This window comes from Microbacterium sp. AC132, from assembly GCF_979258525.1.
Window position 1 is genome coordinate 3,575,063 of the sequence record NZ_OZ409862.1, and the last position, 11,764, is coordinate 3,586,826.

Sequence of the window (11,764 nt, forward strand, 5' to 3'; positions counted from 1 at the left end):
GAGCGCGCCGTGCCCGGACGAAAGTCCGGGCACGGCGCGCTCGCGTGCACCGATGGGCAGCCATCCTGAAGGGCCAGCCTGCGCGTCAGGCTCCTGAAGGCCTGTGGCGAGCGAGACGCGCGGCCACGTCGATGAGCTGTTCAGGGCGCGCGAGCAACGCTCTCTGCTCCGGGTTGTCGATGAGATGCTGCAGCAGCCGGTGCGCCCCGTCCACCGTCGGTGTCCAGTAGCCGCCGACGTGGTGACGGCTCAGCGGTGCGATCGACGTTTCCCCGTCGGCCAGGAGCTCGACCGCGCCATCCTCAGGGTCGAATCCGAGATCGGACACGGCGAGGAACGTCAGGGCGCCGAGGACGAGCGTGCTCATGAGGCCGGGCAGACGGAACCGCGTGGTGGGCACGTCGAGGATCACTCGCTGCACCTGCGACCAGGGAATGATCCCCCGGTTCTCTGTGCCGTGGCGGATCAGCAGCGCATCAGGCGTCAGACGCAGGTGGTTCCGACCCGGGTCTCCCACAGCCATCGCGCCGGAGACGGCGATCAGCGGTCCATATCGCCTCATCCCAGAGCGTCCGGCCCCTCCGTGACGAGGATGTGGAACTGAGCGGCATCGAGGATGCGGATGCCGAGCTCCTCCGCCTTCCCCAGCTTCGACCCCGCTCCGGGACCGGCCGCGACGAAGTCCGTCTTCTTGGAGACGCTCGACGCGGCCTTACCGCCCGCCTTGAGGATGGCCTCCTGCGCTCCATCTCGGGTGTACCCGTCGAGCGAACCGGTCGCGACGACCGTGATCCCGTCCAACACACCGCCCTGGACGACTGCCGCGCCCGGACCGGGATGACCGGGCGTGGCCCACTGGACGCCTGCCTCGGCCCAGCGACGAACGATGTCCTGGTGCCAGTCGACATCGAACCACGCGAGCAGGGAGTCGGCGATGATGCCGCCGACTCCTTCCACAGCGGCGAGCTCGTCGCGAGAGGCCGCGCGGATCGCGTCGAGCGAACCGAACCACTGCGCCAGCGCCCTCGCCGCGACCGGCCCGACGTGACGGATGTTCAGTGAGACGAGCAGCCGCCAAAGGTCCTTGGTCTTCGCCTTCTCGAGTTCCGCGAGCAGAGTCACAGCTTGAGAGGAGGGCTGGGGGCCCTCCAGCCCCGACTTCTTCTCTGTGGCGGTCGGGTTGCGTCGGAATGGCGCCCTCGTCTTCACGAGACCGTCTTCGTCCTCCTTGGGCAGCCCCGTCTCGGCATCGCGCACGACGAGCTCGATCGGAACGATCTCATCGAGCGTCAGCGCGAACAGTCCGGCTTCGGTCTCGAGAGGCGGTGTCGCCGGCGAGGTCGGCTGGGTGAGCGCGGCAGCCGTGACTTCTCCGAGCGCTTCGATGTCGAGGGCGCCCCGCGAACCGATGTGCTCGACACGACCGCGAACCTGGGCCGGACACGAGCGCGCGTTGGGGCAGCGCAGATCGATGTCGCCCTCCTTCATCGGACGCAGGGGCGTGCCGCACTCGGGGCATTCGATCGGCATCACGAACTCCCGCTCGGTACCGTCGCGTTTCTCGACGACCGGCCCGAGGACCTCGGGGATCACGTCGCCCGCCTTGCGCAGGACGACGGTGTCGCCGATCAGCACTCCCTTGGCTTTCACCACGTCCTTGTTGTGCAGCGTCGCCTGCCTGACGACGCTCCCCGCGACCTGGGCGGGAGCCATCACCGCGAACGGCGTCGCCCTGCCGGTGCGACCCACAGACACGACGATGTCGAGCAGCTTCGTCTGCACCTCTTCGGGCGGGTACTTGTACGCGATCGCCCAGCGAGGCGCCCGACTGGTGGCGCCGAGCTCGTCGTGGAGGGACAGCTCGTCGACCTTGACGACGATCCCGTCCAGCTCGTGCTCGATATCGTGCCGGTGCTCGCCGAAGTACTCGACGAACGCAACCACGTCGTCGATGCTCGTGCACACCCTGGTGTGCGGGCTGGTCGGCAGCCCCCAGTCCGACAGCTTGTCGTAGACCTGACTCTGTGCGGCGACCGGCGGATTCTCCCAGGCCCCGATGCCGTGCACGTACAGCGCGAGCGACTCGATGCGCAGCATCCCCGCCTCGAGTTCGAGCCCGTCCTTCTTGTCGATCTGCTGACGCAGGCCACCACTCGCCGCGTTGCGCGGATTCGCGAACGAGGGGAACCGCCGAGCCGCAGCAGTTCGCGCCTTCTCTTCGTCGAACGGCTTCTTCGCTCCGCTCCGAGCCTCCCAGCGGGCGAGAGCATCGGCGTATGCCCGGTCGCGGAACTCCGCCTGTGCGGCATTCAGGCGCTCGAAGGCGGCCACGGGAATGAACACCTCGCCGCGCACCTCGACGATGGGCGGGTGACCTTCGCCGCTGAGCTCGAGGGGGATCTCGGGAAGGCGCAGCGCGTTCTCGGTGACGATCTCACCGACGCGCCCGTCTCCCCGCGTCGCCGCCGACGTCAGCCGCCCGTTCTCGTAGCGGAGATTGATCGCGAGGCCGTCGATCTTGAGTTCGGTGAGCCAGTCGACAGCTCGCCCCGCAGAGGCGCGCGTCTTGGCGGCCCAATCCCTGAGCTCGTCGATCGAGAACACGTTGTCGAGACTCAGCATCCGCTCCGCGTGCTCGATGGTGGCGAGCCCGGTGGCCTCGGCCGCCCCCACCATCTGAGTGGGCGAGTCCTGACCCTGCAGCTCGGGATGCATCCGCTCCAGCTCTTCGAGCCTGTGCATCCACCCGTCGTAGGTGAGGTCGTCGACGAGTGAAGTGTCGCGCCCGTAGTACGCGTCCTTCGCTTCGAGGATTCGAGTGGTCAGCTCGTCCGCTTCGATACGAGCGTCTTCCAGCGAGATGTTCTCCGGCACCCCGCCAGTCTACGAGCGGGCGCCGACATCGAGAGGCAGGCGCTATGCGTCGACCGGCACTGCGGACACGGTGCGGTCGATCGTGAACTGGCCGAGCACGCGCGTTCCGACGTACAGCACGGCGGTCTGGCCCGGCGCGACCCCGTTGAGCGGCTGCTCGGGCACGACGCGCACGCCCTCGGGCGAGACGAATGCCCGGGCTGCTTCCGGCTCGGCGTGGGCGCGGATCTGCACCTCGCAGTCGAACTCGGAGTCGACGGGCGCTGCGCCCGCCCAGCTGAATCGATCGCCCGAGATTTCACGCGTCGCGAGAGCCTCCTTCGGCCCCACGACCACCGTGTTGGACACCGGCCGCACCTCGAGTACGAAGCGGGGCTTGCCGTCGGGGGCCGGGACGCCGAGCTTCAGACCACGGCGCTGACCGACCGTGAAAGCGTGCGCGCCCTCGTGCGAGCCGACGACGGAGCCCGTGCGGTCGACGATCTCACCGGTGGCGGTACCGACCTTCTCGGCCAGCCAGCCTCGCGTGTCACCGTCGGGGATGAAGCAGATGTCGTGGCTGTCGGGCTTCTGCGCGACACTCAGCCCACGCTCCTCCGCCTCGGCACGCACGACCGCTTTGGACGGAGTCGTTCCGAGCGGGAAGTAGGTGTGCGCGAGCTGCTCGGCGGTGAGTACGCCGAGCACATAGGACTGATCCTTGGCGTTGTCCGCGGCTCTGTGCAGCTCGAGACCGGCGTCCGTGGGGATCAGCGTCGCGTAGTGCCCGGTGCACACCGCGTCGAAACCGAGCTCGATGGCGCGCTCGAGAAGGGCGGCGAACTTGATCTTCTCATTGCAGCGCATGCAGGGATTGGGGGTGCGCCCTGCCTGGTACTCCGAGACGAAATCGGCGATCACGTCGTCGCGGAAGCGCTCGGAGAAGTCCCAGACGTAGAACGGGATGCCCAGGAGATCGGCCGCGCGACGCGCATCGAGCGCATCCTCGATCGTGCAGCATCCCCGGCTTCCGGTGCGCAGCGTGCCGCCCGCCCGGGACAGCGCGAGATGCACGCCGACGACGTCGTGCCCCGCGTCCACGGCCCGTGCGGCCGCGACTGCGGAGTCCACTCCGCCACTCATGGCCGCAAGAATCCTCATGGGACCAGTCTACGAGCGTGCGGCTGAGCCGGAGCCGGAAGCCCGCAGGTAGGCCTCGCCGATGGATGCGAGGACGGCATCGACGTCTGCGTCCGTCGATGTGCGTCCCAGCGTGAATCGGAGCGCGCTGCGCGCGTCCTGCTCACTGCGCCCCATCGCCATCACGACATGCGATGGCTCCGCCACACCCGCCTGGCAGGCCGACCCGGTCGACGCGGCGATGCCTGCCATGTCGAGAAGGAAGAGCAGGCTCTCCCCCACCGCTCCGGGAAACAGTATGTGGGCGTTGCCGGGGAGCCGTCGCGAGCCGTCTCCCAGAAGCTCGGCCTGCGGCACCCGCGCCAGGATGCCGTCGATCAGCCGGTCGCGCATCGTCGCCAGCCGCGCGGTCTCCGTCTCTCGCTCCGACTCGGCGAGCTCGAGCGCGGTGGCGAAGGCCGCGGCACCGGCCACGTCCTGCGTTCCGGCGCGAAGTCCGCGCTGCTGCGCGCCGCCGCGAAGGAGTGCGGAGAGCCGCGCGGTGCGAGCGACCACCAAGGCTCCGACGCCGACCGGCGCACCGATCTTGTGTCCGGCCACGCTCATCGCGACAAGACCGACCGAGTCGGGCGCATCGCCTCTCAGCGCGCGGAACGACAGAGGCAGGTGGCCGAGGGCCGCGACCGCATCGAGATGGAGGGGAACGAGCGCCTGCGCGGTCGACGACGCCAGCATCGCGGCGTCGTTGATCGTCCCGGCCTCGTTGTTGGCGACGAGCGCGGTCGCCAGCGCCGCGCCCGGAAGCTGGGCAGTGAACTCGTCCACGTCGATGGCCGCCGAGCGATATACCGGAACAGCGCGCAGCACCGCCCCTGCCGCCACCAGGGCCTCGACGGTGTCCATCGTCGCGTGGTGCTCGGCATCCGGCATCACGATGGCATCCGACTCCGCCGGCCGCGCCTGCCACAACCCCTGAAGCGCGAGATTGATCGACTCCGTACCCCCGGAGGTGAACACGACCTCGATGGGGTCGCAGTCGAGCACTGCGGCCGAGCGCTCGCGTGCCTCCTCGAGCAGGCGCCGCGCGTCCTGGCCGGCACCGTGCGTCGATGACGCATTCCCGACCATCTCGCTCGCTTCGAGCCACGCCTCCCGCGCCTCGGGACGCAGCGGCGTCGTCGCGGCGTGGTCGAGATAGTGCTGCATCCCTCCACTCTCCCCCATTTTCCGCGCAGTGGCGTGCACATGGAACTGAGTGCATGCTGTCCTGAGACCCGAGCGCAGACCTCTATGGTGTACTCATGCCCGCGATCCGAGACATCACCGTGCCCGGCGGTACTGCACTCGACAACCTCGGTGTGCGCCTTCACGACGGCGTCGGAACCCTCCGCGTCTGGTCACAGAACGCGTCCTCCATCGAACTCGTCGTCTTCGATGCCACCGACCTCGACTGGGTCATCGACCAGGTCGATCTCGCACGCCTTCCCGGCGGCATCTGGGAGGTGACGACAGAACTGCTCCAGCCCGGCACCCGGTATGCGATCCGCGTCGGAGGGCCACACGGGCCGGGGAACACGTTCAACCCCGAGACTCTGCTCCTCGACCCCTACTCTCGCGGTCTCGCGCAGGGCGACGGCTACGAGGAGTGGCGCTCCGTGGTGATCGTCGACGGGTTCGACTGGGGAGAGTCCGTCAAGCCACGGATACCGCTCGACCGCACCGTGATCTACGAAGGGCACCTGAAGGGGCTGACCAAGCGTCAGCCCGATGTGCCCCCGGCGCTGCACGGCACATACGCCGGACTCGCGCATCCCGCGATGATCGAGTACTTCCACTCGCTCGGGATCACCTCGATCGAGCTCCTGCCCGTCCAGGCGTTCGTTCCGGAGCCTCGCCTGCTCGAGCGCGGCCTCACGAACTACTGGGGCTACAACACCCTCAACTTCTTCACACCGCACAACGCCTACGCCACGGAGGACGCACGCAAGGGCGGCCCCGAGGCCGTTCTCGCCGAGTTCAAAGGCATGGTGCGACTGCTGCACGAAGCCGGACTCGAAGTCATCCTGGACGTCGTGTACAACCACACGTCGGAAGAGGGCCTCGGTGGACCTCGGTCCAGTCTGCGCGGCATCGACAACGCCAGCTACTACCGACAAGACGCATCAGGCGCGTACATCGACACGACCGGCTGCGGCAACACGCTCGACACCTCGACCGATGCCGGAGCGCGCCTCGTGCTCGACTCGCTGCGCTACTGGGCGCAGGAGATGCAGATCGACGGATTCCGCTTCGATCTCGCGGCCGCGATCGCGCGCGACGGCTCGCACACCTATACGCCCGAGCACCCGCTTCTCACCGCCATCGCGAACGATCCGATCCTCCGCGACACCAAGCTCATCGCCGAGCCGTGGGACGTCGGTATGGGCGGCTGGCAGACCGGCAACTTCCCGAACGGCTGGATGGAGTGGAACGACCGCTACCGCGACCGGGTCAGGAACTTCTGGCTGAGCGACATCGACTATGCGCGTCGTGCGTCCGCTCCGGTCGGCATCGGGGGCTTCGCGACGCGTCTCGCCGGCTCGTCGAACACTTTCGCCGATGTTCGGGGGCCGCTGGCCAGCATCAACTTCGTCACCGCGCACGACGGATTCACCATGCACGACCTCGTGTCGTACGACGTCAAGCACAACGAGGCGAACGGCGAGCAGAATCGCGACGGTGCCGACATGAATCGGGCTTTCAATCACGGTATCGAGGGGCCGACCGACGACCCTGCGATCCTCGCTGCCCGGCGAAAGGCGATGCGCAACCTGCTCGGCACCCTGCTGCTGTCCGCCGGGATCCCCATGCTCACGGCCGGCGATGAGGTCGGTCGGACGCAACGCGGAAACAACAATGCCTACGCCCAGGATTCGTCGATGACGTGGCTCGGCTGGGACGCGGAACCGTGGCAGGAGGACCTGCGCGCACACGTCGCTCGACTCATCCAGCTCCGTTCCGAGAATCCCGCCCTGCGTCCGAGCCGGTACGCCCGACTCGGTGAGCACATCCCCAACGCCTCTGTCATGGACTGGTTCGACCAGAACGGCGAGACGATGGAGAGCCAGCAGTGGACGGACCCTGGTAACCGCACTCTGCAGTATGTGGCGGCCTCGACCCCCGATCGCGAATCGGCCAATCGGATCCTCCTCATCGTGCACGGGACGGAGTCGCCCATCGACGTGCGTCTGCCCGACGACCTCGAGGAGGCGACGCGTTTCGTCTCGCTGTGGTCGAGCGCCGACGACCGCCCGCAAGACGGCGGCGAGGTGTTCGCCCCCGGCGACGTCCTGCCCATCCCCGGCACCTCCATGCGACTCTTCCGCGTGGAATGAACGGCGGCGCGCCGGGGCCCTCCGCGAGCTACCCGCTTCACGCCGCGAGCGGTACATTCGGGGGGTGGCCGCACGTATGAGCAGCATCAGTCCGAAGGCTCTCCGAAGCCCCGCGCAGATCCCGTCGCGCCCGCTGGGCGCCGTCTCGGACGGCGACGGACTCGTCGCGACGCGAATTCCTCTGGTGGGCGGCGCACCGTCCGTCCCCGGAGGCTTCGCGCCCAAGGCGTTCGTCGGCGAGGTGGTGCCGTTCAGCGTCGTCGCCTTCCGTGAAGGGCACGACCTGATCGGGGTGCAGCTCCGGTTGACGGCCCCGAACGGCGAGGAGTCCCTGCACCGATTGACGCCCTTGCTCGATGGGAGCGATCGCTGGGCAGCGGAGGTCGCTGTGGACATGCAGGGACAGTGGACGTTTCGCTTCGAGGCGTTCTCCGACGACTTCGCGACCTGGGCGCACGCCGCCGAAGTGAAGGTCGCCGCAGGCGTCGATGTGCCGGTCATGGCAGCCCTCGGCGCCGAACTTCTCGCGCGCGCAGCGAAGAGAAGGATCGCCCTGCGGCTCAGCGCAGACGCATCAGCGAACTCGCCACCGCACTGGCGGGGGGCGATGCAGAGACCACCACCGCGGTCTCGACCGACGCCGAGCTGGGCGGTCTCTTCCATGAGCGGCCTCTCATGACGCTGCGTTCAGCATCTGCCACGCACACTCTGCTCGTGGAGCGGACCGCCGCAGGCGTCGGGGCCTGGTATGAGTTCTTTCCCCGCTCGGAGGGCGCGAAACGCCTGAGGGACGGCACTGTCAAGAGCGGTACGTTCAGGACAGCCGCCAAACGTCTTCCCGCTGTCGCCGCCATGGGCTTCGACGTCATCTACCTGGTGCCGATCCATCCGATCGGAACGACCAACCGCAAGGGACGCAACAACACTCTGACGACGGAGCCAGGCGATCCGGGCTCACCGTATGCCATCGGCTCCGCTGACGGCGGCCACGACGCGATCCACCCGGAGCTCGGCAAGCCGGCCGACTTCCGCGCATTCGTCAGGGCGGCGAAGAACGAAGGGCTGGAGGTCGCTCTCGATCTCGCGCTGCAGGCCTCTCCGGACCACCCGTGGGTCGACGAGCACCCCGAGTGGTTCACCACTCTCCCGGATGGCACCATCGCCTACGCAGAGAACCCGCCCAAGAAGTACCAGGACATCTACCCGCTGAACTTCGACAACGATCCCGCCGGTATCTACCAGGAGATGCTCCGCATCGTGCAGCACTGGGTTCGCGAAGGCGTGAAGATCTTCCGCGTCGACAACCCGCACACGAAGCCGCTGCAGTTCTGGGAATGGCTCATCGCGACCGTGAACGCCCAGGACCCGGACGTGATCTTCCTGGCCGAGGCGTTCACTCGACCCGCCGTGATGCGTGCGCTCGCGGCCGTGGGGTTCCAACAGAGCTACAGCTATTTCACCTGGCGCAACACCAAGGCGGAGCTCGAGGAGTTCCTCACCAGCGTCTCGCACGAGACGAGCGACTACATGCGGCCGAATCTCTTCGTGAACACGCACGACATCCTCACGGAGTACCTGCAGTTCGGCGGCCGCGCCGCCTATCGGATCCGCGCCTGCATCGCCGCCACCGCCGCCCCTGTGTACGGCGTGTACGCCGGGTACGAGCTCTTCGAGAACGTGGCGAGGCCCGGTTCCGAGGAGAACATCGACAACGAGAAGTACGAGTTCAAGTTCCGGGACTGGGAGGGCGCGGAGGCATCGGGTGACTCGCTTGCGCCTCTCCTGCGCCGACTGAACGAGATCCGCCGTGAGCACCCGGCTCTTCGACAGCTCCGCAATCTCTCCGTGCACTGGAGCGACGACGACTCGGTGCTCGTCTACAGCAAGCACCTCGATGCGGCGTTCACCGGCACGGGCCACTCCGATACGATCCTCGTCGTCGCCAACGTCGATCCGCACTCCGTGCGTGAGACCACCGTGCACCTCGACACCACGATCTGGGGCGTACCACCTGGCGAGCCGTTCGAGGTGGAGGACCTCCTGACCGGTGCCGTGTGGACGTGGGCCGATCACAACTACGTGCGCCTCGACGCCTTCGCCGAGCCGGTGCACATTCTGAAGGTGAGGAGACGAGCATGAGCTACGTCGAAGATGCCACTACATCACCGGACTGGGCGGCTGTCGCAGCCGGCGCCCATCACGACCCGCACGCAGTGCTCGGCTCCCACCCGTTCACGGATACGAGTGACCGGACCGTCACGGTGATCCGCGCTCGCCGACCTCTCGCGTCCTCGGTCGCAGCCGTCTTCGAGGACGGGAGCCGATTGGAGCTCGATCACGTCGCACACGGCATCTGGGAGGCCCAGCACGACGGTGCCCCGGTGGCGTATCGCATCGCCACCGCGTACGGCGACGACGACGAGACGATCACCGGCGACCCGTACCGGCACCTCCCGACTCTGGGCGACGTCGATCTCCATCTGATCGCCGAAGGGCGGCACGAGCGGCTGTGGCAGGTGCTGGGTGCGCACGCGACGGTCGCAGACGGCGAAGACGGCGTCGCATTCGCCGTCTGGGCCCCGAACGCCACAGCCGTGCGAGTCGTCGGAGATCACAACGGGTGGAACGGCGAAGCGCACGCGATGCGCTCGATGGGCGTGAGTGGCGTCTGGGAGCTGTTCATCCCCGATCTCGCCGTCGGAACGACATACAAGTATCAGATCCGCACCCGCGGCGGCTCCTGGATCTTCAAGGCAGACCCGATGGCGCAGGCCGCGCAGGTGCCGCCCGAGACCGCGTCGGTGGTCACGCGGTCGGACTACGCATGGTCAGACGGCGCGTGGATGACCCGCCGGGCAGCGACTCACGCGGTCGCTCAGCCGCTGTCGGTCTACGAGGTGCACCTCGGCTCCTGGCGCGGAGGCCTGAGCTACCGCGATGCCGCAGAACCGCTGATCGCACACGTCACCGAGGCCGGTTTCACGCACATCGAGTTCATGCCGCTCGCCGAGCATCCGTTCGGCGGCTCCTGGGGCTATCAGGTGAGCGGGTACTACGCGGCGACCAGTCGCTTCGGCAGCCCGGATGACCTGCGATACCTCATCGACCAGCTGCATCAGGCCGGAATCGGCGTGATCATGGACTGGGTGCCCGGGCACTTCCCCAAAGACGCGTTCGCCCTCGCGAGGTTCGACGGACAGCCGCTGTACGAGCACCCCGACCCTCGTCGCGGTGAGCATCAGGACTGGGGAACGCTCATCTTCGACTACGGTCGCCCTGAGGTGCGCGGATTCCTGGTCGCGAACGCACTGTTCTGGCTGAGCGAGTTCCATGTCGACGGCCTGCGAGTGGATGCCGTGGCGTCGATGCTGTACCTCGACTACTCGCGTAAGGAAGGCGAATGGGAGCCGAACATCCACGGGGGCCGGGAGAACCTCGAAGCGATCCGCTTCCTCCAGGAGGTCAACGCGACCGCCTACCGCCTGCACCCCGGCGTGCTGATGATCGCTGAGGAATCGACGAGCTTCCCCGGTGTGACCGCACCCACCGACCACGCGGGTCTCGGCTTCGGGTTCAAGTGGAACATGGGCTGGATGAACGACTCCCTCCAGTACATCGAACGAGACCCGATGTATCGCGCGCACCACGAAGGTGAGATGACCTTCTCGTTCGTCTACGCGTTCGGGGAGAATTATCTGCTGCCGATCAGCCACGATGAGGTCGTGCATGGAAAGGGCAGCCTCGTCTCGAAGATGCCCGGCGACCACTGGCACAAGCTCGCCAATGTCCGCGCATACCTCGGATACATGTGGGGTCACCCCGGAAAGAAGCTCCTCTTCATGGGGCAGGAGTTCGGGCAGCTCGCCGAATGGTCGGAATCCCGCCAGCTCGACTGGTGGCTCCTCGACCAGCCGTCGCACGCGCAGCTGCAGGATTTCGTCGGACAGCTCAACCGCACCTATCGCGCTCAGGCCCCGCTCTGGGAGCGGGACAACGACGGATCCTCGTTCTCACGCCTCGGCGCCCCGAGCTGGGATCCCAATGTCATCGCCTTCGAACGCCGCGACGCACATGGCGGCCGTCTCGTGGTGATCAGCAACTTCGCCGGCGTCGAGCGCAGCGGTTACAGCCTCGCGCTGCCGATCCCCGGCGTGTGGCAGGAGATCCTCAACACGGACGCCGCAGAATACGGCGGTCGCGGATCCGGCAATCTCGGCATGGTCGTCGCGCACTCGGAGGACGACGGACCGGCCGTGGCGACGATCACGGTTCCCGCACTGTCGACCATCTGGCTGCGCCACGAGAGCGACCCGCACGTGCCCACGATCAGCCGCGGCTGACAGCCTCTGCCGATCAGCGAGACGGCCCCGGCCCGACAGAGCCTGGGCCGTCTCGCT

The 11,764-nt window shown here is 67.6% G+C and carries 6 protein-coding genes and 1 pseudogene; 3 read left to right on the forward strand and 4 right to left on the reverse strand.

Features of this window, described 5'->3' with window-relative positions; genetic code table 11:
* Nucleotides 1-85 precede the first annotated feature (85 nt).
* Genes ACZZZQ_RS17330 through ACZZZQ_RS17345 form a run of 4 tightly spaced genes read right to left on the reverse strand, consistent with a single transcriptional unit; the run spans nucleotide 86 to nucleotide 5,199 of the window.
* Complete coding sequence (locus tag ACZZZQ_RS17330) at nucleotides 86-562, reverse strand: hypothetical protein (RefSeq protein ID WP_171821915.1); 477 nt, start codon at nucleotides 560-562, stop codon at nucleotides 86-88.
* Nucleotides 559-2,874 (reverse strand): NAD-dependent DNA ligase LigA, encoded by a 2,316-nt coding sequence (gene ligA / locus ACZZZQ_RS17335; protein ID WP_463508015.1) that lies wholly within the window; start codon nucleotides 2,872-2,874, stop codon nucleotides 559-561. The genes ACZZZQ_RS17330 and ligA overlap by 4 nt, the downstream gene beginning before the upstream one ends.
* 42 nt (nucleotides 2,875-2,916) lie before the next feature.
* A complete protein-coding gene (mnmA, locus tag ACZZZQ_RS17340; RefSeq protein ID WP_072591240.1) occupies nucleotides 2,917-4,014 on the reverse strand; it encodes a tRNA 2-thiouridine(34) synthase MnmA in 1,098 nt (365 codons plus the stop codon).
* Nucleotides 4,015-4,023: 9 nt separating this feature from the next.
* Entirely contained in the window at nucleotides 4,024-5,199 is a 1,176-nt protein-coding gene (locus tag ACZZZQ_RS17345) for a cysteine desulfurase family protein (RefSeq protein WP_056278682.1), read from the reverse strand.
* Between the two features lie 95 nt (nucleotides 5,200-5,294).
* On the opposite strand from ACZZZQ_RS17345, the gene glgX reads away from it, so the two are divergent.
* The 3 genes and pseudogenes from glgX (at nucleotide 5,295) to glgB (ending at nucleotide 11,707) form a co-directional block, all read left to right on the forward strand.
* On the forward strand, nucleotides 5,295-7,367 hold the full coding sequence (gene glgX / locus ACZZZQ_RS17350) for a glycogen debranching protein GlgX (protein WP_400340975.1): 2,073 nt from the start codon (nucleotides 5,295-5,297) through the stop codon (nucleotides 7,365-7,367).
* 76 nt (nucleotides 7,368-7,443) lie between these two features.
* Nucleotides 7,444-9,506, forward strand: a pseudogene (locus ACZZZQ_RS17355) (alpha-1,4-glucan--maltose-1-phosphate maltosyltransferase).
* On the forward strand, nucleotides 9,503-11,707 hold the full coding sequence (gene glgB, locus ACZZZQ_RS17360) for a 1,4-alpha-glucan branching protein GlgB (protein ID WP_463508016.1): 2,205 nt from the start codon (nucleotides 9,503-9,505) through the stop codon (nucleotides 11,705-11,707). The pseudogene ACZZZQ_RS17355 and the gene glgB overlap by 4 nt, the downstream one beginning before the upstream one ends.
* Nucleotides 11,708-11,764: the final 57 nt, after the last annotated feature.